This window comes from Pseudomonas sp. GL-RE-29, assembly GCF_019947275.1.
Taxonomy (GTDB): domain Bacteria; phylum Pseudomonadota; class Gammaproteobacteria; order Pseudomonadales; family Pseudomonadaceae; genus Aquipseudomonas; species Aquipseudomonas fluorescens_A.
This window is the reverse complement of record NZ_JAGYGD010000057.1, coordinates 1-23,723: the sequence shown is the minus strand read 5'-3', so window position 1 is coordinate 23,723 and position 23,723 is coordinate 1. Positions and strand designations below refer to the sequence as shown.

The following is a 23,723-nucleotide window of genomic DNA, read 5'->3' as shown; positions in this document are numbered from 1 at the left end:
CGAGGGAGCTTGCTCCCGCTCGACTGCGCAGCAGGCGCAAATCCGGCGAACCGGTTTATCCAGTTACATCCTGATGGCTGACTTTGGGGCCGCTTCGCAGCCCAGCGGGAGCAAGCTCCCTCGCCACGGGGGTCAGTGCTGGGTATCTCATCTCGGTTGCAGCGACTGGGGGCACCTGCAGCTGATACCTCTCTTCTGGATGTACACACCATGGTGGCGAGGGAGCTTGCTCCCGCTCGACTGCGCAGCAGGCGCAAATCCGGCGAACCGGTTTATCCAGTTAGATCCTGATGGCTGACTTTGGGGCCGCTTCGCAGCCCAGCGGGAGCAAGCTCCCTCGCCACTGGGGGCGGTGTTGGGTGTCTCATCTCGGTTGCAGCGACTGGCGGCACCTGCAACTGAAACCTCTTTTCTGGATGTACAACACCATTGTGGCGAGGGAGCTTGCTCCCGCTCGACTGCGCAGCAGGCGCAAATCCGGTGAACCGGTTTATCCAGTTACATCCTGATGGCTGACTTTGGGGCCGCTTCGCAGCCCAGCGGGAGCAAGCTCCCTCGCCACTGGGGGCGGTGTTGGGTGTTTCATTTGCGTTGCAGCAGCCACTGCAATAACCCGCTCTTCTTGATCGCCACAGGCTTTTGCATGACCACGGTCTCGCGGATTTCCTGACGCTGATCCTGCAAATGGCTCAGGGCGGTTTTCAGTTCGCCGAGGTGCTCCAGCTGGTTGCCGAATGTGGTTTTTTCGATGCGGAATAATCGTCCGCTGGTGATGCTGCGAAACTCCCCGCGCGATGGGCTATCGGCCAGAATGCCCTCCTCACCCAGGACTTCACCCGGGCCCATGCGCCCCGCTTCAATGAGCTTCTCACCGTCATGGATCGACACCGACACCACGCCAGTACTGATGATCATCAGGCAATCGGCAACCTCGCCAAACGCAAGGATCACCTGGTCGGCCTGATAGTCCACCGGGGTCATTTCGTCGGCGAGGCGATCACGCTCATCGTTACTCAAGGAGCGGAAAATCCGCACGTCCTCCAGCAGTCGGCGTTGGCGGTTCCACAGCTGTTCTTCCTGGCCACTGGCCCAACTGACACCCGCGGCCTCAAGGTGCCGATGGGCGAGGTCGAACATCAGGTTGCTCACCTCGTTCTTGCTCTTGGCCGACTCGATAAAGCCCTTCAGTTCGTACTCGGTGTACTCAAGGTGAGAGCTTTTGACCGATACCTTGGCGCGGCGCGATGTCAGCAACGCTCGGGTGCCGCGCAAGGTTTTTTCCAGGGCATCGATGGCCCGTCGCGGCCGCACGCTGCTGGGCACGGCGATGATCACGCTGACCCCATGCACATCGCCGGGGCGACTGTAATTGATGATCCGCGCTTTCGCCGCCACCGAGTTGGGCACCACCGCGATGCCGCCCATGTCGGTCATCAAATGGGTCGAGCGCCAATCGATCTCGACCACGGTGCCCTGGGTGCCGTCGATGGCAATCCGGTCGTTGAGTTGGTAAGGCTTGGTGGTGTTAAGCACGATGCCGGAAAACACATCGCTCAAGGTGCTTTGCAGGGCCAGGCCGACAATGATCGCCATCGCCCCGGAGGTCGCCAGCAAACCTTTCACTGGCAACTGCAAGACATAAGCCGCCGCGCCGACAATGGCGATCAGGAAAATCACCGCGCCCATCAGGTCGTTAAGCAAGCGCGCGCTATGCCCGGCGCGGGACATCAGGCCATAGCCGAGGATGATGGTCACGGTCCTGGCCGCAAACAACCACCAGCCGATACCCAGCACCGTGCCCATCAGGTTGAGGATGGCGTCCTCTGGCCACAGCGGCGGTTGCAGCGGGCTGATGCCGGCGGCGGTCACGACCCAACTGAAGGCCAGGAAAATCCCGATGCGCACGCAAATGCGCAAGTTTTGCCGGGAGCCATCGATCAACTGCCAGGACGCCAGATCGATCAGGATCAGGATGACTCCACAGATCAACGGATGAGCCTGCAGGAACGAGAACATGATTGATTTCTCCACCGCTTTTTTTCCAGGCCGCAACCTGCGTGCGATCGCTGTAACAGACAGATTAGCGTTCGTGGGAGAAAAGCCGCGAAGGCCGTTGGACGACATCAATTCAATTGACCACGCACTTTAAGTGGCCCCCTCAAACGAGACACTCCTACCTCAGTGCTAATCACTCATACCCGGGTATGACCGGCCTAGCCCCATGTGCTAGGCCAGCGTCTTGAGGTACGAGTGTTATCCAGCGCGCGCCGATTTATTCTGGCTGCATCGAATGAATCAACTCATCGCACCGATGCGCTTTGCTGGGGGACGGTTGTCATGAACGCACTGCAAAAGTTGTACATCGCCAGTCATCCGCTGCGGATCAGCCGCTATGGCGCGCACACGTCGCTGTCGACCGCCGAGCGCGTGGAAATCATCGACGTACTGACGGACATCCTGAGCACCGCGCTGGCCCTCCTCGCTCAGATCAAACGCGGCCAACAGACGTTGCGCAACGTCAGCTTCCTGCCGGTACAACAGCTGTTTCGCCGACTGGCGCGCGCCAATGCCGACTATGCTGATTTCCTCGCTACGGGCATTGCCGACCTCGGCGGCTACACCGAAATCGCTGCCCTTTACAGCTTGAATGACACTCATGAACCGAGTTGTTTTGCCGACTGCGTGCTGGGCATTGATGAGAGGACAAACCGACTCCGGGCCGCCGACGCCCTGCTCCGCGACTACTGCGAATGCGCCATCGCCAACAAGGACAACGCCAGCAAACGGTTCTTCGAAGAATGCACCCGACGCAACGCACATTTCATCTCGCTGATCGAGAACAACCTGAGCCATGGGCAGCCATGGTGAAGTGTCTGTTTCAAGCGTTGCGACGAGGGTCAGGCAAACAATGAACAGTCAGTGATTCTGATAAGTCTTCGCAACTACCGCAAAATAGCCGGCAAACATACCCAAGTATACTATTCGGCTTTTTTTGAGCGCGTATCTTGCAACTATGGCGGGCGCCATAGCGCCACTCGCAACAACGCAAGGTTTTTACATGTCCAACTCACCTATTATTTCAGTTGTTGATGATGACGAACTTATCCTTGTCGCTCTGGACAGTTTGTTGCGCTCTTACGGTTACACGGTAAAAACCTACAACAGTGCCTATGCGTTTCTCGAGTCCAACGGGCCTGAGCAAACCGACTGCCTGATTTCGGACATCCAGATGCCCGGCATGGGGGGCGTGCAAATGTACGAAGCACTGGCGCAAAGAAACACGCATATCCCCACCCTGTTCATCACCGGCAAGCCCGGTTTGCCGCCTGTTTTCAGCGGCAACGTGCGTAATCCGGAAGGCTACTTTTCCAAACCCTTCCATACCGATGCGCTGCTGGCATGCATTGAGAACGCTCTGAAAAAACGCCGCACCAACTAATATTTCTGAATTTTCAGACAATAGTTAATTAATACACAGGTATATCGAATTCAGACTTAAACGTGCATGAAGTGACCGTTCGCAGCGATGCGCCGGGCCGTTGAATTAAATACCATTTTCTTTATTTGATTTAAAACTTAACCACTGCCACTCAACTTTAAATATCAACTTAAAGAGCCATGCCATGCCAAAAAACAAACTGACTTCAATCAACGGTGCGCCCGTCGTCGATAACTTCAACATCCAGACCGCGGGCCCACGCGGCCCTGCTCTATTGCAAGACGTCTGGCTACTGGAAAAGCTTGCCCACTTCGACCGCGAAGTGATTCCCGAGCGGCGCATGCACGCCAAGGGCTCCGGCGCCTACGGCACGTTCACCGTGACCCATGACATCACGCGCTACACCAAGGCTCGGCTGTTTTCCGAAGTGGGCAAGCAGACGCCGGTTTTCACGCGTTTTTCCACCGTCGCCGGGGAACGCGGTGCGGCCGATGCCGAACGGGACATTCGTGGTTTCGCCTTGAAGTTCTATACCGAGCAAGGCAACTGGGACCTGGTCGGCAACAACACGCCCGTGTTCTTTTTCCGCGATCCGTTGCGCTTCCCGGACCTCAACCACGCGGTGAAACGCGATCCGCGCACCGGCATGCGCAACGCGCAAAGCAACTGGGATTTCTGGACATCGTTGCCCGAAGCCTTGCATCAGGTGACCATCGTCATGAGCGAGCGCGGCATTCCGCGCAGCTATCGGCACATGCACGGTTTTGGCAGCCACACCTTCAGCCTGATCAACGCCAACAACGAACGCCACTGGGTCAAGTTCACCTTCAAGTCCCAACAAGGCATTCAGAACCTCAGCGATGCCCAGGCACAAAACCTGATTGGCCGGGACCGGGAAAGTCATCATCGGGATCTGTTCGAGAGCATCGAAGTGCGCGACTTTCCGCGCTGGACCTTCTACATCCAGGTCATGTCTGAAGACCAGGCCCGGGATCACGCCGTCAACCCGTTCGACCTGACGAAGGTTTGGCCGCACGAGGAGTATCCGCTGATCGAAGTGGGTTACTTCGAGTTGAACCGCAACCCGGAAAACGTCTTCGCTGAAGTCGAACAAGCGGCGTTTTCACCGTCCAACGTGGTGCCCGGTATCGGCTTTTCGCCAGACCGGATGTTGCAGGCGCGCCTGTTCGCCTACGGTGATGCCGCGCGTTATCGCCTGGGGGTCAATCATCACCAGATCCCGGTCAACGCCGCCCGTTGCCCGGTGCACAGTTTCCACCGTGACGGTGCCATGCGCGTCGATGGCAACTACGGCGGTCAGTTGGCGTATGCGCCCAACAGCCAAGGTGAATGGGCCGACCAGCCTGATTTCCGTGAACCGCCGCTGAAGATTTCCGGGGCGGCCGGGCATTGGGATCATCGCGTGGATGAGGACCACTTCGAACAACCAGGCAATCTGTTCCGCTTGATGTCGCAAGCGCAGAAACAAGCCCTGTTTGAAAACACCGCGCGCTCACTCAGTGGCGTTTCCCAAGCGGTTCAACAGCGCCATATCGCACATTGCACCAAGGCCGATCCGTTCTACGGCGCTGGGGTTTCCAGGGCGTTGGCCGCCATTAACGGTTAACACACAAAAACCTGTGGGAGCGGGCTTGCTCGCGATTGCGGAGTGTCAGGTAACGTCAATGGCGACTGATACACCGCTATCGCGGGCAAGCCCGCTCCCACAAGGTCCGGCGAATCGCTCAGAAAAATATTCAGTGCAGGCAGGTCAGCAACCCGCGTCGGTTAGACGCGTGTGCACAAGCCGAGCGTCGATGGCATCATCAGCCGCTACCTGATCGACCAAGGAAGTCTCCTGATGCGTATGAAATCAATACTAGCCGCTGAGATCGAGCGATGACGGCCATCGTTCGGCCGCGGCCGATGCTGATATTCCTGGGTCTGTTGCTGGTGTTGGTGTTCTGGATGTCCCTGGCCCTTGGGCCGGTCAGCCTGCCGCTGGGCGATACCTTGCTGGCCGGGCTGCGGCTGTTCGGGCTGCCGGTGGACGGCGGCGACACCCAACAAGCGGAGCTGATTCTCGGGCAGATCCGCCTGCCGCGCAGTTTGCTCGGCATCGCGGTCGGTTCGGTGCTGGCGTTGTCCGGCGTGGCCATGCAAGGGTTGTTTCGCAATCCGCTGGCGGATCCGGGGCTGGTCGGGGTGTCGGGTGGTGCGGCACTGGGTGCGGCCCTCGCCATCGTCGGCGGCAGCATGCTTGGCGGATTGCCGCCGGCCATTGAACCGTATCTGCTGTCGGTCTGCGCCTTCGTCGGTGGCTTGATCGTCACCGCGGTGGTGTATCGCTTCGGCCGCAGCAATGGCCAGACCAACGTCGCCACCATGTTGTTGGCGGGCGTAGCGATGACGGCCATGGCCGGTGCCGGGGTCGGATTGTTCACCTACCTGGCTGACGATGCCACCCTGCGCACCCTGACCTTTTGGAACCTGGGCAGCCTCAACGGTGCCAGCTATCCGCGCCTGTGGCCGTTGCTGATGGTCGCGGTCGGCGTGGCGTTGTGGTTGCCCCGTCGCGCGGCAGCGCTCAATGCGATGCTGCTGGGTGAATCGGAAGCGCGTCACCTGGGTTTCGATGTCGAGCGGATCAAACTGGAGCTGGTGTTGTGCACGGCGCTGGGCGTCGGTGCTGCGGTCGCGGCAGCGGGCCTGATCGGGTTTATCGGCCTGGTGGTTCCACACTTGATGCGGCTGCTGGTCGGGCCGGATCATCGCGTATTGCTGCCGGCGTCATTGCTCGCCGGTTCCAGCCTGTTGTTGCTTGCCGATCTGGTCGCGCGACTGATGCTGGCGCCGGCCGAATTGCCGATCGGCATTGTCACCGCACTCATCGGTGCACCCTTCTTCCTTTATCTGCTGGTGCGGGGGCGTTCCTGATGTTGCGGGCAAACAACTTGCTGGTGCGGCGCGGCAGTCGCACCGTGCTGACGGACATCGATATCGAATTGCATGCGGGGCAAGTCCTCGGCGTGCTGGGCCCCAACGGCGCCGGCAAAAGCACCCTGCTCGCCGCCTTGTGCGATGAGTTGCCGGCCAGCGAAGGCACGGTCAGCCTGGACGGGCGCAAGCTCGCTGACTGGCCCGGTCAGGAGCGAGCCAAACGCCTGGCGGTATTGCCCCAGAGTTCGAGCCTGAACTTTGCGTTCTCGGTCAACGAAGTGGTGGGCATGGGCCGCTTGCCTTATGCCAGTGGCCGCGTGCGTGATGCCGAAATCGTCGCCGAAGCGCTGGGTGCCGCCGACGCCCTGCACCTGGCCGGGCGCAGCTATCTGGCCCTGTCCGGTGGCGAACGCCAGCGTGTGCACCTGGCGCGGGTACTCGCGCAATTGTGGCCGGGGGCCGAGGGGCAGACCTTGTTGCTCGACGAACCGACATCCATGCTCGACCCGCTGCACCAGCACACTATCCTGCAAGCAGTGCGCGACTTCGCCACTCGTGGCGCGGCGGTATTGGTAATCCTGCATGACCTCAACCTGGCCGCACGTTATTGCGACCACTTGCTGCTGTTGCAGGACGGTCGCCCTCACGCTTACGGCACGCCGGACGAAGTCCTCACCGTCGAAGCACTGGAAGCGGTTTATGGACTGCAAGTGCTGATCCACCGTCACCCGGAACGCGGCCATCCGTTGATTATCGCGCGCTGAAACCCGCCCCCTTTTGCGAGAGAGGGCGGCAATCGTTTGAGGAGAACCGATGCGCATTCTGCTGCTATGTCTGTTCAGCCTGTTGGCTGCCTGCCAATCCCATGAGGTTTCGCCGCCGCCGGAGCCCATCGCGCAGGAAGGACGGGATCACACTGATTTCGGCGTGATCCGCGAGCTCGCCACCGGTCGAACCCTCACGCCGCAAGCGCTGGTCGAACGCCTGGCCGTTGCCTCTCGGGTTTTGGTCGGTGAACAACACGACAACCCCGATCACCACGCCTTGCAGCTGTGGCTGCTGCGCGAACTGGCCAAGCAACGTCCGCAGGGCAGTCTGTTGATGGAAATGCTCAACCCCGATCAACAGGCGAAAGTCGATGCGGCTCAAGCGGCCACCCGCGCTGGTCAGCCGCCGGCCGATTCTTATCAGGCACTGGCCTGGCAAGCCAATTGGGATTGGGGCGTTTACGGGGCGTTGATTAACTACGCGCTGCGACAGCCCTACCCGCTGCTGTCGGCCAATCTGGATCGCTCGCAGATCATGCAGATTTATAAACAGCGCCCGACGTTGAACGGCGAAGCGTCCACCGCCCAGCAGGTACAAACCACATTGCTGGAGGACATTCGCCAGTCCCATTGCGGCTTGTTGCCCGAGTCACAGATGCCGGCGATGTTGGCCGTCCAGCAACAACGCGATCGGCGCATGGCCGAGCGCCTGATGGCCGCGCCCACACCAGCGTTGTTGTTGGCCGGTGCATTCCATGTGCGCAAGGATTTGGGAGTACCGCTGCACTTGCAGGATCTTGGCGCGGGCCAGGGCAACGCGGTGCTGATACTGGCCGAAGCGGGCAAGACCGTGACCGTCGAAAGCGCCGATTACGTGTGGTACACGGCGGCGCAACCTGAAGAGGATCACTGCGCGCAATTGCGTCGTTAAAAAGTCCCCTGTAGGAGCTGCCGAAGGCTGCGATCTTTTGATCTGGCATCCAAACCATCACTGCGCCTGAAAGGTCTCCAGATACGCCAACAAATCATCGATTTTTTCCTGATCGCTGATCCCCCAGAAAATCATCCTGGTGCCGGACACCACGGCTTTCGGATCTTCGATGTACGCCGCCAGTTTTTCCCGCGTCCAGACGATGCCCGAAGACTTCATGGCGTCCGAATATTGATAATCCGTGGTGCTCCCCGCTACGCGCCCAACAACCCCGTTGAGTTGCGGACCAAAAAACGCCCGCGCCGACTCGCCGATCTGATGGCAGCCGCCACACATCCGTTTGAACAGTTTCCCACCCGACTCGGCATCTCCGGCGGCGTTCGCTGGCGCGCCGAACAATCCTGCACAGAGCAGAACGGCGAAAGTCATTACCGCGGTTTTGTTCATCTACAGCTCCAGATCGGGTGTTGCGTACGGCAAAAAGTGGCGGCTATTTCATCATGTCTGGCGGCTATACCGAAGCCTTTCAGACATCGATCTCTGAAGCCATTCGTCGTCAACGCCTATCCTTCCCTTTACATCGATAGGGGGCAGTACGACCGTGGAGAACTACCCGAATGCCAATCAGTCAAGCATGAGCCTGTGGCGAGGGAGCTTGCTCCCGTTGGGCGGCGCAGCCGACCCATTTTTTGGGGCCGCTTCGCGCCCCAGCGGGAGCAAGCTCCCTCGCCACGGGTTACTGTTCCGTCATTCGGTCATTTGACTGATCGCATTACCGGGTCGTACCCGCCCTCTTCCACACTCAGGAGAGTCCCATGCGAACCCGTTTCCCCCTCGCCCTGCTGCCCCTGTTGTTCACCCTGACCATGACCGCCCAGGGTCAGACCGCCACGCCGCCCGCGCCTGTCGTCGCGCCAGTGATGCAACAGGCGCTGGCCGATTATCCCGGCAAGGAAGTGCTGATGATTACCGTTGAATACCCGCCCGGTGGCGCAGATCCGGTTCATCGACATGACGCCCACGGCTTCATCTATGTGCTCGAAGGCACGATCGTGATGGGCGTCAAGGGCGGCAAGGAAGTCACACTGACAGCCGGGCAAAGTTTCCACGAAGGCCCCGAGGACATTCACACCGTGGGGCGCAACGCCAGCCAGGACAAACCCGCCAAATTTCTCGTATTCCTGCTGAAGGACCAGAAAAAACCGGCGGTGATTCCGGTCGATTGACCGTCGCAGTCCATACCCGTGTATGGGCTGTTCATACCAAGATATTCCCGCAGGCAACCTATGCATGAGTGACGGGATTATTGGGGCAACTAAGATGGCGACATCGAGTGCCAGCGCTGAAAGGCGCTGCATTCATTCCGCCAGATTGTTGCTCGAATAGTCCCTGCCCCATAGGTGAACATGATGAACACCCGTGCATTCGCACTAGGAATTGCCCTCTGCTCCACCATCGGTTTTATCGCGCCGTTCACCCATGCCGCCGAGACCGGTGCCGGAACCAATAGCGCCAGTACAGCCGCGCATAACCTCGCAGAAGGCGGCGCTGACCGCATCAAGGAAAGGCAACTGGCAGCCGATGGTGCGGACCGTCTAAAAGAGAACCAGGTCGCCGAAGGAGGCGCTGATCGCCTGAAGGAACGCCGACTCGCCGAAGGTGGTGCCGATCGCCTGAAGGAACGCCGACTCGCTGAAGGAGGTGCCGATCGTCTGAAGGAACGCCGACTCGCCGAAGGTGGCGCCGATCGTCTGGAGGAACGCCGACTCGCTGCGGACGGTCCGGACCGTCTCCAGCAGAATCAGGTCGCGGGGTCCAACTACAACGCGATGCGCGGCACACGCGTGGCGGAGGGTGGCTCTGACCGGTTGCGGCAGAACCATTACGCCGACGGCAGCAATGGCTACGATGCCAGCTCCGACGTCATGCCCCACTTCTGCCTGGAATGCCGCTGACCGGGCATTGATACTCCGCCAGCGCGCAAAAAAATCCGGAGCCTTTCGAGAGCTCCGGATTTTTTGCTTGTGGCTTTTACTGCACGTTTTTCAGCTTGATCACATCACCGGACACCTTGGTGGTGTAGCCGTTGAGGACCCACGCCCAGAACCAGCGTTCCTGCACTTGGGTATTGATCATGGCATCGCCGCCCTTGGCTTTGATCGCCGCGTCCTGTGCACGTACAAAACGGCTGTTCTGCCGAATCGGGATCACACCGAACAGCATCAGGCCGGTGGCGCTGGCTTCGCTGTGACCCAGCACGGTGTACTGGTTGCTGTCGTAATGCTGGGTGTTCATCGGCGCGCCGCTGCAACCGGCCAATACGAGACCCAACACGGTGGTTGCAACAACTTTACTGAGGTATTTCACAGTACAACTCCATGAGAAAACGCCCGGGATCCATCTCTCGGGCGGCGCGCATTCTATCGGAGATGATGGCAAGTGGATATCACCCAGTATTAGCGTCAAGGGTTTCAAGATCAAAAGATCGCAGCCTCGTTTCACTCGACAGCTCCTACAGTGGCCTGGCGGTGGCGCGGGCCTTGAGATAATCCAGCGTCTGCGCGGTGGTCCACAGGGCGTTGGCGATGTAGCGGTAGTTGATCAACGCGGCCAGGTAACCATCGCCTTCCGGAGTCGTCGGGCCGGCGGTGGCGTCACGCACCACAGCCACTTCAAAACCTTGCTCCAGCAGTTCACGCAGGTGCGACTCGACGCAGAGGTTCGCCGCCATGCCCGCCAGGATGACTTGCGACACACCGTGCTTGCGCAGTTGCAGGGCCAGGTCATTGGTTTCCGGGCCATACACCTTGTGCGGCGAAGCGATGATGGTTTTGCCGTCGAGAATGTACGGTTTGAACTCGGGCATGAAATCGGCACCGGAGTTTTCGAAACCGTCGAGGGTCAGCGGGCCCTTGCGGTCGAACATGCAGATGCTGTGCATGACCTTTTCCAGCGGCCCGCCGAAATGCCATTGGTGGTCGCACGGATAGTAATAATGCGGGGAAACGGCGACGGTGATGCCGGCCTCTTTGGCGGCGGCGAACAACTGTCCGAGGTGATTGACCACGTCGTGCTCGACAACGCTTTTGCCGAAGACGCTCCAGCTCACACCTTCGGGGCTGAGGAAGTCGATCTGCGGGTCGATCACCACCAGCGCCGTGCGTGACAGGTCAAGCTTCATGCCCGGGTCCGGCAGCGCGGGCTCTGCCGGGTCGGCGTACGGGGTGGCGGTGCGGATCGAGTCGTTGCTCATAGCGGGGAACTCCGGACGTGGATGAGAAAAGTCGCTCTGCGCCATGGCGCCCGACAGGGGCGTTGCTTAAGATCGGCGAGAACTTCATCCTACGGTCGCGCCCTGCTCCACTTTTGCCAGGACGTACAGAGTCTTTACCCGGGCGTCTCCAACATGGACATTCTTTCCGAATTCTTCGAGCGCACCCACCTGCAAGGCCGGCTATTTTTTTCCGGCCCGGTGGACGGCACACTATTGCTCGACAAGCCACCGGGCATGGCGTTTATCCACGTGATCAGTCGCGGCGGCATCGACATGGTGCAACCGGGACTGCCGAAGATTTCGATCAGCGAACCAAGCGTGCTGTTCTGTCCCACCAGTTGCCGCTACCAGTTGCGTTCCAGTTCGACCGAGGGCACCGAATTGATCTGCGCTTCCTTCCAGTTCGGGCGCAATTCATTGCAGCCCTTCCCGCTCGGGCTCAAGGAAACGCTCGTGTTTCCATTCAGGGAACTCAACAACCTCACGCCCTTGCTCGGCACGCTGATCAACGAATTCCAGAACCCCGCGCCGGGCCGGACCAAGGCACTGAACCTGCTGCTCGAATACCTGTTTGTGCTGCTGGTGCGGCGCTCGGTCATGGAGGGCAAGATTTCCAGCGGCTTGCTTTACGCCCTTCAGGATGGTCGCCTCGGCGCGGTGTTCAATCGCATTCACCAGGCGCCCGAGGCGCTCTGGACCGTCGTGAAAATGGCCAGCCTGGCGAACATGTCACGGTCAAAATTCTCCGCCTGCTTCACCCGGATCATGGACATTTCACCCATGGGCTACGTCACCGCATGGCGGATGAAACTGGCCCAGGATTTATTGCGCGACGGCGTGCAGATCAAAGTGATCGCCGCGACGGTGGGCTACAGCTCGCAAGCCTCGTTCTCGCGAACCTTCCTCAACGTAGTGGGCTGGCCACCGGCCGAATGGCTCAAGCGCGATGCCAGCGGTGAGGATGTACCGCAGATAACCGCGCGGGTTCTGCGCGACCCGCCGGACGATTCAACGACTGAAAACTTCTAACCCTGCCTGTGAGAAAACCAATGGTTACCTGCTACCTGAAATATGTGCTGGACCCGTACAAGCTCGAAGCGTTCGAACACTACGGCAAGTTGTGGATTCCACTGGTGGAGAAGTTCGGCGGCCAGCATCACGGCTACTTTTTGCCGTCCGAAGGCGCCAATAACATTGCCTTGGCCATGTTCACTTTCCCCAGCCTGGCGGCTTACGAAACGTATCGCCAACAGTCGATGAACGACCCGGAGTGCATCGCCGCCTTCAAATACGCAGAAGAAACCCGCTGCATCCTCAGCTATGAGCGCAGCTTCTTCCGGCCGGTGTTCGGTAATCCGAAACAATAAGCAACCCGTGGCGAGGGAGCTTGCTCCCGCTGGACTGCGCAGCAGGCCCATTTGTTGGGGGCCGCTTCGCGACCCAGCGGGAGCAAGCTCCCTCGCCACAGGTTCACTGTCTGGTTTAACTGATCGGGTGGCATTTTTATTATTCGGAAATGGGAGATATAACGGACTAAAACCTCAGATGAATGGTCAGCCAATACAAGGCGAACTGCTGTTGATGGGACTAGCGTTATAGGTCCGCATTGCCAATCCGGCATTCTTGTAGCGGTGACCTGCCATGGAAAAGATCGCCCCAAAGTTGCTCGAAAGCGCTTTAACCCGCGTCACTGGAGCGGGCATTGCTTTGATCATCGGACTTGGCACAGCGACTGCGGCACACGCCGATGAGGCCTATGCCAAAAGTTTGATCAAGACCATGTCCGACTATATGTCAGCGCAAAAAAACATATCGTTCAACTACGACACCATCCTTGAAGTCGTCACTAAAGATCAGCAACGATTGGCCTTGGCCGGTTCCGGCACTGTCACCATCAACCGGCCTGACAAGCTGCGCAGTTCGCGCGCCAGTGGCTTTGCCGACATCGAGATGGTGTTTGATGGCAAGACCCTTACGTTGTTGGGAAAAGGCAAAAACATTTACACGCAGGTCGAAGTCCCGGGCACGGTTGACCATCTGCTCGATGAGTTAAAGGACAAATACAACAGGCCACTGCCCGGCGCCGACCTGTTCATGTCCAACCCCCAGGATGGTTTGATGGCAGACGTGAACGACATCAAGGATCTGGGAAGTGGCGTTATCGGCGGCACCGAATGCGATCATCTGGCGTTCAGGAAGAAGGATGTTGATTGGCAAATATGGATCGCCCAGGGCGACCGCCCCTACCCTTGCCGTTATGTCATTACTTCAAAAACCATCGCGGGCAGTCCGCAGTACAGCATTCAACTCAGCGACTTTAAAAGTGGCGATGCCGCAGCTTCTTCTGATTTCACCTTCACCAACTCGACCAATGCCGGGAAAATCGATCTGAAAGACCTGCCCAACGCCGAGGACTTGCCCAGCAACTTTGTGCGAGGAGATAGCCAATGAACCTCTTGATGAAATCCTGCGGCGCGCTGCTGGTTGGATTCGTGTTGATGTGCGCGCTGGAACTGGGAGAAACCTTGTCGATCCCCGGCGTGCAGGGTTTTGTTCCTCACGCCGAGGCGGAAGTCGGGCGTCCTCTCTCGCCCGTCAGTGTCGCCGGCGTGGCGAGGCGCAGTTCGCGTCGGGACTAAAAGCTAAAACCTGGCGTGCACCTAAAAAGACACGAATCCCCCCTGTAGGACCGTGCCCGCGCGGCGAATAACGTCAACTTCAGGCCCACTCGCCTTGTTTCAAATCCAGGCAGTAGGTGTAGTAACCCGGATCACGCACATAACCTAACGACTCATACAAACGCTGCGCACTGTGGTTGTCGGTGGCGGTTTCCAGAGTCATGCCTTTGGCGCCCATCAACCGGGCAAAGTCACGGGCGGTGTTCATCAGCAGCGTGCCAACCCCTTTGCCCCGGGCGGCGGGCGTGGTGAACAGGTCGCCGAGCAGCCAGGTACGGTGTGCGTCGATGGAGGAAAAGGTCGGGAACATCTGCACGAAACCCAGCGCTTCGCCGTCAGTGTCCTCGACGTAGAAGATCACTGATTCGTCACGGGCGATGCGTTCGGCGATGAAATCGCGGGATTGCGGCAGGTTCGACGGCTGGCCGTAGAAGCCTCGGTAGGCGTCGAATAACGGGGCGATTTTGTCGATGTGTGAAGCGTCGGCACGCAGGGCCTGGATAGCCATGAAGGTGCTCCATTGCGGTCTCAAGGATTTACAGCCTAGCCCAAGATCGGAAGATCAAAAGATCAAAAGATCGCAGCCTGCGGCAGCTCCTACAAAGGAACACTTGGAATGCATTCCCCTGTAGGAGCTGCCGCAGGCTGCGATCTTTTGCTTTTATCACACCCGCACGTTACGCCCCGGCAACGTCGAGCGCTGGCTGTTTTCCCAATCTTCGACCAACCCCACCGGCACATCCGCTGCCGGCAGCATATTGCGCCCGAGCACCAGGTCCGATGCCCGTTCGGCGAGCATGATGGTCGGTGCGTTGAGGTTGCCGTTCGGCTCGGTCGGGAACACCGAAGAGTCAATCACCCGCAGCCCGGCGATGCCGCGCACGCGCAATTCGGAATCCACCACCGCCATGTCGTCCTCGCCCATGCGGCACGAACCGCAAGGGTGATAGGTACTCTCGAGGTTTTCGCGCACGAACCCATCGAGGTCTTCATCACTGGTCACATGCGCCCCGGGGGCGATTTCGCCGTCACGGAAACGGTCCATGGCTTTCTGGCCGATGATCTCGCGGGTCAGGCGGATGCAGCGGCGGAAGCCTTCGCGGTCCTCTTCCCGTTGCAGGTAGTTGAAGCGGATTTCCGGATGCTCGTAAGGGTCGGCCGAGCGCACGCGCACGTAGCCGCGGCTCTTCGGTTTGTTCGGCCCGGTGAGCACCATGAAACCGTGGCCCTTGATCGGCTTGTTTCCGTCATAGCGCATGGCGGCGGGCAGGAAGTGGAACTGAATATCAGGCCAGCGCAGGCCCTTGTCGGAGCGGATAAAACCACCGGCCTCGAAGTGGTTGGTGGCACCCAGACCATCCTTGAACAGCAGCCAGCGCAAACCGATCATCAGTTTGCTCAGCGGGTCCATTTTGCTGTTGAGGGTCACCGGTTCCTTGCAGCCGAACTGGATGTACACCTCGGCGTGATCCTGCAGGTTCTCCCCGACTCCCGGCAGGTCATGCCGCACGCCGATCCCGGCCTTGCGCAGGACCTCGGCCGGACCGATGCCGGAGCGTTGCAGCAGGTGCGGCGAACCGATCGGCCCGGACGAAATCAGCACTTCCTTGTTGCAATAGACCTCGTGGGTCTGGCCACCGTGGTCATAGATGATGCCCACGGCGCGCTTGCCTTCGAGGATCACCTGGCGAGTCATCGCGTGGGTGATCACGGTCAGGTTCGGACGGCCCATGGCCGGGCGCAAGTAGGCGTTGGCGGTAGAACAGCGCACACCGTTTTTCACGGTCATGTGCATGGCGCCAAAACCTTCCTGCATGAAGCCGTTGCAGTCGTCGGTCTTGATGTAACCGGCTTCTGCGCCCGCCTCAACCCAGGCACCGTACAACGGATTTTTCATGTGGTTGCCGTTGGTGGTGTGCAGCGGCCCGGTTTGCCCGCGATAGCTGTCACCGCCGGACTCGTAGCTTTCAGCGCGCTTGAAGTACGGCAGGCAATGCTTGTATCCCCAACCCTGGGCGCCGAGGGATTCCCACTCGTCGAAGTCATAGGCGTGGCCACGGATATAGACGAGGCCGTTGATCGACGACGAGCCACCGAGCACCTTGCCGCGCGGGCAGTGAATGCGCCGGTTGTTGAGGAACAGTTCCGGTTCGGTTTCGTAGCGCCAGTTGTACTTCTTGGTGTTCATCGGAATCGAGAACGCGCTTGGCATCTGGATCACCACGCTCTTGTCGCTGCCACCGAATTCCAGGACCAACACCGAGTTGGCCGGGTTTTCGCTCAGGCGGTTGGCCAACACACAACCTGCCGAGCCTGCGCCGATGATGATGTAGTCGTATTTTTGCGTTGCCATGATTTATCTCCGGACCGCCGATTCGCTGAAAACGGGCATCGAGGGTTTGGTCAATGAGTCACCGGTGGTGTACTGCGGACAGGTTTTTTCGATGTGCTGGATGACGACTTCTTCGGCCTTGAGGTCGATCGAGCGACTCAGCCAGTAGTACGCCACGCCCGAGACGATCAGGCCGACCAGCCAGGCGATGTCGATGCTGCCGAGCGCCTTGGCCAGCGGGCCGACATACACTTCGCGCTGCTCGACGCCATCGAAGATGTAGAAGAACGGGATCATCGAGATGAAGCCGATGGCATACGCGGCGATGCCACGCAGGCCCCAGCTGCCGTAGATGTTGCCGTGGGGCATGAAGAAATGCGGGATGGCGTAGCGGCCCTTGCGCACGAAGAAATAGTCGGTGAGGTTGACCGAGGTCCAGGGCACCAGGAAGTACAGCATCACCACCAGGTAGATGCCGAGCACCGACAGGCCTTTGCCGGAACTCTGGATGCTCAGGGCCACGCCCAGTTGCAGCAGGATCACGAAGGCGATGGCGAGGATACGCGCCTTGCGGGTGGGTTCGATGTGCTTGATCGAGTCGACGCAGGTCAGCGTGGTCAGCTTGGCGCTGTAGATGTTCATCGCGATTACCGGCAGGAACGCCAGGATGGTGACCACTACCACCGCCGTGCCCATCAGCGGCGAAACGGTATTGCCGACTTGCCCGAGGGCCACCAGCACGTCAGTGGAATGCAGGTGATCGGCCAGCCAGCCGCCCACGGAAATCATCCACGCGCCGGACAACGAGGCGCCGAGGAAAACCACCGCAATCAGTTTGCCGCTTGAGGTGTTTTTCGGCAGGTAACGCGAGTAGTCGGAGACATAAGGCGCGTAGGCGATGTTGTAACTGGCTGCCGCCGCGAACTGGGCGATGAAACCGGTCCAGTTGAAACCCAGCGGTGCCGGGGCCACTTCGCCCTCGGCGAGCGCCGGCAACACGGCGTCGGGCACCCAGCCCATGAGCACCGCCAGCGTCACCAGGCCGTACAGCGGCAACGACAGGTACAACGCCCATTTGAAGCTGCGGTGCATCCAGTCATGGCCGAGGATCGCCAGCACGGCGGCCGGTATCGTCACCGCTACTGCGATTGCCCAGGGGTGGAACCCGAATAGCGTATGCAGGCCCTGCATCATCAACACCAGGTTGACGATGTTGAAACCGGCGAACACAAACAGTGTCGCCAACAGCACCAGGATCACCCCGCGATAGCCGAACTGCGCACGGGACTGGATCATTTGTGGCAAGCCCAGATGCGGGCCCTGGGAACCATGAAACGCCATGAACAGCGTGCCGAACATGATGCCCAGCGTGCCGGCCAGGGTGGTCCAGAGCGCGGTCAGGCCGACGCTTGGGCCGACGAAGCCGATGGTCATGGTGAAGAAGGTGAAGTTGCCGAGAAACCAGAACGGGCCCTGGCTCGACAGTTTGTCGGTGCGCTCGCTCTCGGGGATGAAATCGATCGAATGGCTTTCCACGACGCTACTGTCATCGAGGACCGACACGCTCGGAGCGGACTTGGCGTTAGTGTTCATGATGGACTCTTATTGTTGGAAGATCATGACGAAAAAACCGCATTCTTTCGGGTCCTGTGGCGAGGGAGCTTGCTCCCGCTGGAGCGCGTAGCGGTCCCGCTTTTTTGGGGGCCGCTTCGCGACCCAGCGGGAGCAAGCTCCCTCGCCACAGGTGTCCCTTTTGCCTCCTTGCCGTTGCTGATTCTTCATGCCGAATGCTGTCCCTGTAGGAACTGCCGCAGGCTGCGATCTTTTGTTTTTTACAAGCAAGATCAAAAGATCGCAGCCTGCGGCAGCTCCTACAGGGGCCGTGGTCGGCTGTCAGGGCAGCGTGATCCACACCGCTTTGGTCTCGAGCAGGTAATCAAGCTGCTCCGCGCCCAAATCCTTGCCGAACCCGGACTGTTTGTAGCCACCAAACGGCATCGACGGATCGAGGGTGCCGTGGGCGTTGACGTAGACCGAGCCCGCCTTCAACCGTGGGATCAGGCTGTGCACCTTTCCAAGGTCATTGGAATAGAGTGCCGCCGCCAGGCCGTAGACCGAGTCATTAGCCAGGGCCAGCGCCTCTTCCTCATCATCGAACGGCGCGGTGACCAGCACCGGGCCGAAGATCTCTTCCTGGACGATGCGCATGTCGTTGCGGCAATGGGCGAAGATGGTCGGCTCGACGAAGAAGCCAGGGCCATCGACCGGTTGGCCGCCATACACCAGCTCGGCGCCTTCCTGCTTACCGGTCTCGATGTACTCGGTCACGCTCTGCTTTTGCAGGGCCGAGACCAGCGGGCCGATGAAGCAATCCGGATCCAGGCCGGGCGCGATCTTCAAGGTCCGGGTGTAGGCGATGAGTTCGCGCAGGAATTCGTCGTAGACACTGCGATGAATGTAAGCCCGCGTACCGGCGTCGCACACCTGGCCCGAGTTGAAGAACACGCCGTTGGCCACCGCTTGCGCAGCGGCCGCAATGTCCGCATCGGCGAACACGATTACCGGTGATTTTCCTCCGAGTTCGAGGGTTAGTCGCTTCATTTCGTCCAGCGCTGCGCGGCCGACGGTGACGCCCACGGGCGTCGATCCGGTGAAGGTCAGTTTGTCGATGCCGGGGTGCGCAGCCATGGCTGCGCCGACCACACTGCCGCGCCCGGTGACGATGTTGATCACGCCGTCAGGGATGCCCGCTTCCTGCACCAATTCGGCAAAACGCAGGGCCGACAGCGAAGTCAGTTCAGCGGGTTTCACCACCACAGTGCAGCCGGTGGCCAACGCTGCGCCGAGTTTCCAGGCCATGGTCTGCAACGGGAAGTTCCACGGCACGATGGCGCCGACCACGCCCACCGCTTCCTTGCGGGTATAGGCCAGGTAATTGCCCGGCAGCGACGGCTCGACGGTACGGCCGTGGAGCTTGGTCGCCCAACCGGCAAAGTAACGCAGGGTATCGACGGTGCCCTGGATATCGACGTCCTTGGCGAAGGCCACCGACTTGCCCATGTCGATCGATTCAATTTCCGCCAGCTCGGCGGCATTTTGTTCAATCAGGTCCGCCAGGCGCTGCATCATGCGCTCGCGTTGCGCCGGTTTCGCCTGACTCCATTCGCCACCGTCGAACTGCGCACGAGCGGCTTGCACCGCGCGGTCCAGGTCATCGGTGGTGCCCATGGGAATGCGGGTGATCAGGCCTTCGGTGGACGGCTCGATCACATCGGACGTCTGGCCGTCGCTGGCGTCGACCCAGGCACCGCCGATGAACATTTTCTGGGCCTTGCTGAGGAAGGTCTGGGTGGCTTCGGAGACGCCGAATTTTTGCAGGTAACTTTTGACGATCGTGTCCATTTTTATTCTCTCTGCCCGGCAGTCAGGTGCTGCCGGGTTTTGTGGTTTCGATGTTCAGGCTCAGCTCTTAAGCCAGCGTCGTTTCGCTCTCGGCGGCCGCCCGCACCTTGCCGCGCTCGTGGAAGATGAAACCGATGCTGTTGAGCAGTAATTGCGCGGCGAGGATCGAGGTCATGCCGGTCGGGTCGTACACTGGTGCAACCTCCACCAGGTCCATGCCGACAATGTTGCCTTTGCTGCGCTTGGCCAGGGCCTGGATGATTTCCAGCACTTCGTAGTAGAGGAAGCCGCCGTGGCTCGGGGTGCCGGTACCGGGGGCGATGGACGGGTCGAAACCGTCGATGTCGATGGTGATGTAGTAGTTGATGTTCTGCGGGATCAGCGCCAGTACACCGTCGACGCCGAGGCGGCGTACGTCGCGCACCGAGAGGATTTTCGAGCCGGCTTCGTGGGCCGCTTCATAGTCGTCGCGGTTGGACGACGAGACATTGCGGATGCCCATTTGGGTCATGCCGACAATGTGGTTCATTTCCGAGGCACGGCGCAGCGGGTTGCCGTGGCCGTAGCGCACGCCGTGGCGCTCGTCGACGAAATCCAGGTGCGCATCGAAGTGGATGATGTGGATCGGGCCGCGGCCTTCGAACGCCTTGATCACCGGGGCATGCACCGAGTGATCGCCACCGAGCACCACTGGCATCACACCGGCGTCGAGGATCTTGCGCACGGCGTATTCGGTGTTCTTGTTACTGGTTTCCATGTCGGTGTGGACGATGTCGGCATCACCGACGTCAACCATGCGCAGGTCCGAAGCGGTGAGGTACATGACGTCGTCTTCGTGGTCGTAGGCGCCGGCATGGCCGAAGGAAAACAGCGTCGATGCCTCGCGAATCCCGCGTGGTCCGAAGCGTGCGCCCGAGCGCCATTGGGTGCCCATGTCGTTGGGCACACCGAGCACCGCAACGTCGGCATCCAGGGCATCCCAATCGGTGCACACCGGGGATTTGCCAAAGGTGCAATGACCCACGAATGGCAGGTTCAGACGACCGGATTCATAACCGTTGTTCGACATTTCTAGCCTCTCCACTTCTTGTTATCGGCTTGACGGACTGCAAGGCGACCGCCGTTGAAAAGACTATGGGCGCAGCTTTTCGTGGAAAAAATGCTAAACATCAGATACTCATATCGGCATTGCCGATGCATCCACACGCGGGAGATCCAAGGTGATTCAACTGCACGATGTCGACCTGAAGCTACTTCGGGTATTTGCCACGATCGTCCGCTGCGGCGGCTTCTCGGCCGCGCAAGCGGCGTTGAATGCCGGCCAGTCGACCATCAGCGAACAGATGACCCACCTGGAAACCCGGCTCGGGGTCAAACTCTGCCAACGCGGGCGCAGCGGCTTTCGCCTGACCGAGCAAGGCGTGGCGATCCATGAAGCCACCCAGCGCCTGCTCTCGGCGGTGGAAAACTTCTGCATGGATGCCGACGTGCTCAAGCAGCACATCAGCGGCAAGCTCAATCTGGGGATCATCGACACGACGATTACCGACCCGGATTCGCCGATCCCGCGCACCACCCAACGCTTTGTATCGCGCGGGCACGATGTACACCTCAACGTCTACGTCGGCACCCCGGCCGAGCTGGAAGAACGGGTGCTCGACGGCCGCTTGCACCTGGCCATCGGGCACTTTCCGATCCATGTCCCGGGCCTGCTGCAATCACCGCTGTATCAGGAAGCCCTGGGCTTGTATTGCGGGCGGCGGCACCCGTTGTACGGGAGCCTTGCCGAGGGCGACGAACTGCTCGAAGAAGTCGCTGCGGGGCGGATCGTGGTGCGTGGCTACATGCAGCAATACGACCTCGAACACTTGGGCGTGAGCAAAGCGGCGGCCACCGTGGACAACATCGAAGCCACGGCGATCCTGATCATCTCCGGCGCCTACCTGGGTTTTCTGCCTGAGCACTTCGCTGCGCAATGGGTCAAGAGTGGCGAGATGCACCAATTGGCGCCGGCCAGCCTGCGTCTGAAATCGCCGTTCGACGTGATCACCCGACGCGGCGTCGCGCCGCCGCCGATCCTCCAGGCATTCCTCGAAGACCTGGCCGCCAGTGCCCGTAAAACCGGGCAGGCGTGACGTGACGCTCGCCAAATTCAAATTTCGCCCGGCATACTGATTTCAGTTCGCCCATCTTGCAGGCTCGTCATGCGCATTCACGTCACCTTCATCGACCGCGTCGGCATCACCCAGGAAGTCCTGGCCCTGCTCGGCGGACGCAGCTTCAACCTGGACGCCGTGGAGATGGTGCCGCCGAACGTTTACATCGATGCGCCGACCCTTGGCGCCGACGTGCTGGAAGAGTTGCGCGAGGCCCTGTTCGGCGTGCAAGGCGTGCAAGCGGTGACCATGGTCGACATCCTTCCGGGCCAACGCCGACGCCTGCAACTGGATGCCTTGCTCGCGGCCAGTTCCGACCCGGTGCTGGCGGTGGATGATCGCGGTCATGTGTTGCTGGCCAACCCGGCGCTGATCGCCCTGTGCGGTCGCGAACCGGCCGGTGAATCGCTGTCCGCGCTGTTCGATGATGCCGATTTGCAACCCACACTGATCGCCCACGGCTTCCGTTTGCCGATGCGCGAAGTCAGCCTCGGCGGCCACACCTTTTTGATCGACGCCATGCCGATCACCGACGCCGGCGCCCTGCTCACCCTGTACCAACCGAACCGCATCGGCGAACGCCTGTCGGCACTGCATCACGATCACGCCGAAGGCTTCGATGCGCTGTTGGGCGAATCGCCGCCGATCCGTGCGCTGAAGGCCCGGGCTCAGCGGGTGGCGGCCCTCGATGCGCCGCTGCTGATCCAGGGTGAAACCGGCACCGGCAAGGAACTGGTGGCCCGCGCTTGTCATGCGATCAGCGGGCGCCATGAAAAGCCGTTCCTGGCCTTGAACTGCGCGGCGCTGCCGGAAAGCCTGGCCGAGAGCGAACTGTTCGGCTACGCCCCCGGTGCGTTCACCGGCGCGCAACGGGGCGGCAAGCTCGGCCTGCTGGAACTGGCCGATCAGGGCACGGTGTTTCTCGATGAAGTGGGGGAAATGTCGCCGTACTTGCAGGCGAAGTTGCTGCGCTTTTTGAGCGATGGTTGCTTCCGTCGCGTGGGGGGTGACCGTGAGGTGAAGGTCAACGTACGGATCCTCAGCGCGACCCACCGCGACCTGGAAAAAATGGTCAGCGAAGGTCACTTTCGCGAAGACCTGTTCTACCGCCTCAACGTGCTCAACCTGCAAGTGCCGCCGTTGCGCGAACGCGGTCACGACATCCTGTTGATGGCCCAGCACTTCATGCAGCAAGCCTGCGCGCAGATCCAGCGCCCGGTCTGCCGCCTGGCACCCAGCACCTTCCCCGCCCTGCTCGGTAACCGCTGGCCGGGCAACGTGCGGCAATTGCAAAACGTGATCTTTCGCGCGGCGGCGATTTGCGAAAATCCGTTGGTGGACCTGGACGATCTCGACATTGCCAGAACCGCTGTAGAGCGGCAGAACGATGGTGAGGTGGGTAGCCTGGAGGATGCAGTCGAAGGGTTTGAAAAGAACCTGCTGGAGAAGCTGTATCGCAGCTATCCGTCCAGCCGCTTGCTCGCGGCCCGATTGCAAACATCCCACAGCGCTATCGCCATTCGGTTGCGCAAATACGGCATACCCGCCAAGCCCTGAGTCATCTATCGGAACACATTGTCATCGACAACGCATTCCCTTGTGGGAGCGAGCTTGCTCGCGATGAGGGAGTGTCAGTCAATATCAATGTGACTGTCATACCGCTATCGCGAGCAAGCTCGCTTGTATGTTTAGACTTGAAGGGGTGGGCGGGACTAAAAGCTCGATTCCGACTCTAGCCAGTACGGACCGTGGGAGACTTCTCGTCCCGCCCTTTCTACCCGAAGCGCCGATAAGGAATTCATCG

At 60.1% G+C, this 23,723-nt stretch carries 24 protein-coding genes; 15 read left to right on the top strand and 9 right to left on the bottom strand.

What is annotated here, in order from left to right:
• Positions 1–582: 582 nt before the first annotated feature.
• The gene (locus tag KGB21_RS28480) at positions 583–2,016 is read right to left on the bottom strand and encodes a mechanosensitive ion channel family protein (protein WP_223507464.1); all 1,434 of its coding nucleotides are present in this window, start codon (positions 2,014–2,016) and stop codon (positions 583–585) included.
• On the opposite strand from KGB21_RS28480, the gene KGB21_RS29420 reads away from it, so the two are divergent.
• The 7 genes from KGB21_RS29420 (at position 2,015) to KGB21_RS28450 (ending at position 8,077) form a co-directional block, all read left to right on the top strand.
• Positions 2,015–2,149, top strand: a complete 135-nt coding sequence (locus tag KGB21_RS29420) for a hypothetical protein (protein ID WP_263386365.1) — start codon at positions 2,015–2,017, stop codon at positions 2,147–2,149. The genes KGB21_RS28480 and KGB21_RS29420 overlap by 2 nt on opposite strands.
• A 188-nt stretch (positions 2,150–2,337) precedes the next feature.
• Positions 2,338–2,868: a hypothetical protein gene (locus KGB21_RS28475; RefSeq protein WP_223507463.1), complete on the top strand. Its 531-nt coding sequence runs from the start codon at positions 2,338–2,340 to the stop codon at positions 2,866–2,868.
• A gap of 190 nt (positions 2,869–3,058) precedes the next feature.
• Positions 3,059–3,439 (top strand): response regulator transcription factor, encoded by a 381-nt coding sequence (locus KGB21_RS28470; protein ID WP_223507462.1) that lies wholly within the window; start codon positions 3,059–3,061, stop codon positions 3,437–3,439.
• A 184-nt stretch (positions 3,440–3,623) separates the two neighbouring features.
• Complete coding sequence (locus KGB21_RS28465; protein ID WP_223507461.1) at positions 3,624–5,066, top strand: catalase; 1,443 nt, start codon at positions 3,624–3,626, stop codon at positions 5,064–5,066.
• Between the two features lie 326 nt (positions 5,067–5,392).
• Positions 5,393–6,376: a FecCD family ABC transporter permease gene (locus KGB21_RS28460; RefSeq protein ID WP_223507465.1), complete on the top strand. Its 984-nt coding sequence runs from the start codon at positions 5,393–5,395 to the stop codon at positions 6,374–6,376.
• Positions 6,376–7,143, top strand: coding sequence for a heme ABC transporter ATP-binding protein (locus KGB21_RS28455; protein WP_223507460.1), 768 nt, complete (start codon positions 6,376–6,378; stop codon positions 7,141–7,143). Before KGB21_RS28460 ends, KGB21_RS28455 begins: the two co-directional genes overlap by 1 nt.
• A gap of 49 nt (positions 7,144–7,192) precedes the next feature.
• Positions 7,193–8,077, top strand: coding sequence for a ChaN family lipoprotein (locus KGB21_RS28450; RefSeq protein ID WP_223507459.1), 885 nt, complete (start codon positions 7,193–7,195; stop codon positions 8,075–8,077).
• 57 nt (positions 8,078–8,134) lie between these two features.
• Here KGB21_RS28450 and KGB21_RS28445 read toward each other — a convergent pair whose 3' ends face one another.
• Complete coding sequence (locus KGB21_RS28445; RefSeq protein ID WP_223507458.1) at positions 8,135–8,524, bottom strand: c-type cytochrome; 390 nt, start codon at positions 8,522–8,524, stop codon at positions 8,135–8,137.
• 368 nt (positions 8,525–8,892) lie between these two features.
• Here KGB21_RS28445 and KGB21_RS28440 point away from each other — a divergent pair, with 368 nt between their 5' ends.
• Together KGB21_RS28440 and KGB21_RS28435 are read left to right on the top strand one after the other, a co-directional pair.
• Positions 8,893–9,303: a cupin domain-containing protein gene (locus KGB21_RS28440; protein WP_223507457.1), complete on the top strand. Its 411-nt coding sequence runs from the start codon at positions 8,893–8,895 to the stop codon at positions 9,301–9,303.
• A 183-nt stretch (positions 9,304–9,486) separates the two neighbouring features.
• Entirely contained in the window at positions 9,487–10,032 is a 546-nt protein-coding gene (locus tag KGB21_RS28435; RefSeq protein ID WP_223507456.1) for a phage infection protein, read from the top strand.
• 76 nt (positions 10,033–10,108) lie between these two features.
• Here the strand turns inward: KGB21_RS28435 and KGB21_RS28430 are convergent, their stop codons facing one another.
• Together KGB21_RS28430 and KGB21_RS28425 are read right to left on the bottom strand one after the other, a co-directional pair.
• Positions 10,109–10,444: a hypothetical protein gene (locus tag KGB21_RS28430; RefSeq protein ID WP_034146962.1), complete on the bottom strand. Its 336-nt coding sequence runs from the start codon at positions 10,442–10,444 to the stop codon at positions 10,109–10,111.
• Between the two features lie 145 nt (positions 10,445–10,589).
• The gene (locus KGB21_RS28425; RefSeq protein WP_223507455.1) at positions 10,590–11,330 is read right to left on the bottom strand and encodes a cysteine hydrolase family protein; all 741 of its coding nucleotides are present in this window, start codon (positions 11,328–11,330) and stop codon (positions 10,590–10,592) included.
• A gap of 153 nt (positions 11,331–11,483) precedes the next feature.
• Here KGB21_RS28425 and KGB21_RS28420 point away from each other — a divergent pair, with 153 nt between their 5' ends.
• The 4 genes from KGB21_RS28420 to KGB21_RS28405 all read left to right on the top strand — a co-directional run bounded on the left by KGB21_RS28420 (position 11,484) and on the right by KGB21_RS28405 (position 13,990).
• A complete protein-coding gene (locus KGB21_RS28420) occupies positions 11,484–12,380 on the top strand; it encodes an AraC family transcriptional regulator (RefSeq protein ID WP_223507454.1) in 897 nt (298 codons plus the stop codon).
• Between the two features lie 20 nt (positions 12,381–12,400).
• Positions 12,401–12,718, top strand: a complete 318-nt coding sequence (locus KGB21_RS28415) for an NIPSNAP family protein (protein ID WP_034146958.1) — start codon at positions 12,401–12,403, stop codon at positions 12,716–12,718.
• A gap of 274 nt (positions 12,719–12,992) precedes the next feature.
• On the top strand, positions 12,993–13,802 hold the full coding sequence (locus KGB21_RS28410) for a DUF2092 domain-containing protein (RefSeq protein ID WP_223507453.1): 810 nt from the start codon (positions 12,993–12,995) through the stop codon (positions 13,800–13,802).
• Positions 13,799–13,990 carry a hypothetical protein gene (locus KGB21_RS28405; protein ID WP_223507452.1) on the top strand — a complete coding sequence of 64 codons (192 nt, stop codon included), beginning with the start codon at positions 13,799–13,801 and terminating at the stop codon, positions 13,988–13,990. The genes KGB21_RS28410 and KGB21_RS28405 overlap by 4 nt, the downstream gene beginning before the upstream one ends.
• 79 nt (positions 13,991–14,069) lie before the next feature.
• On the opposite strand, the gene KGB21_RS28400 is transcribed toward KGB21_RS28405, so the two are convergent.
• From KGB21_RS28400 to speB, 5 genes are all read right to left on the bottom strand, one after another.
• Entirely contained in the window at positions 14,070–14,537 is a 468-nt protein-coding gene (locus KGB21_RS28400; RefSeq protein WP_223507451.1) for a GNAT family N-acetyltransferase, read from the bottom strand.
• 156 nt (positions 14,538–14,693) lie between these two features.
• On the bottom strand, positions 14,694–16,382 hold the full coding sequence (betA, locus tag KGB21_RS28395; RefSeq protein WP_223507450.1) for a choline dehydrogenase: 1,689 nt from the start codon (positions 16,380–16,382) through the stop codon (positions 14,694–14,696).
• A gap of 3 nt (positions 16,383–16,385) precedes the next feature.
• A complete protein-coding gene (locus KGB21_RS28390; RefSeq protein ID WP_223507449.1) occupies positions 16,386–17,954 on the bottom strand; it encodes a purine-cytosine permease family protein in 1,569 nt (522 codons plus the stop codon).
• Between the two features lie 300 nt (positions 17,955–18,254).
• Positions 18,255–19,763, bottom strand: a complete 1,509-nt coding sequence (locus KGB21_RS28385; RefSeq protein WP_223507448.1) for an aldehyde dehydrogenase family protein — start codon at positions 19,761–19,763, stop codon at positions 18,255–18,257.
• A 67-nt stretch (positions 19,764–19,830) separates the two neighbouring features.
• The gene (gene speB, locus KGB21_RS28380; RefSeq protein WP_223507447.1) at positions 19,831–20,832 is read right to left on the bottom strand and encodes an agmatinase; all 1,002 of its coding nucleotides are present in this window, start codon (positions 20,830–20,832) and stop codon (positions 19,831–19,833) included.
• Between the two features lie 151 nt (positions 20,833–20,983).
• On the opposite strand from speB, the gene KGB21_RS28375 reads away from it, so the two are divergent.
• Both KGB21_RS28375 and KGB21_RS28370 read left to right on the top strand, forming a co-directional pair.
• On the top strand, positions 20,984–21,898 hold the full coding sequence (locus KGB21_RS28375) for a LysR family transcriptional regulator (RefSeq protein ID WP_223507446.1): 915 nt from the start codon (positions 20,984–20,986) through the stop codon (positions 21,896–21,898).
• A 69-nt stretch (positions 21,899–21,967) separates the two neighbouring features.
• Positions 21,968–23,476 carry a sigma-54-dependent transcriptional regulator gene (locus KGB21_RS28370; protein WP_223507445.1) on the top strand — a complete coding sequence of 503 codons (1,509 nt, stop codon included), beginning with the start codon at positions 21,968–21,970 and terminating at the stop codon, positions 23,474–23,476.
• The last annotated feature ends 247 nt before the right edge of the window (positions 23,477–23,723 follow it).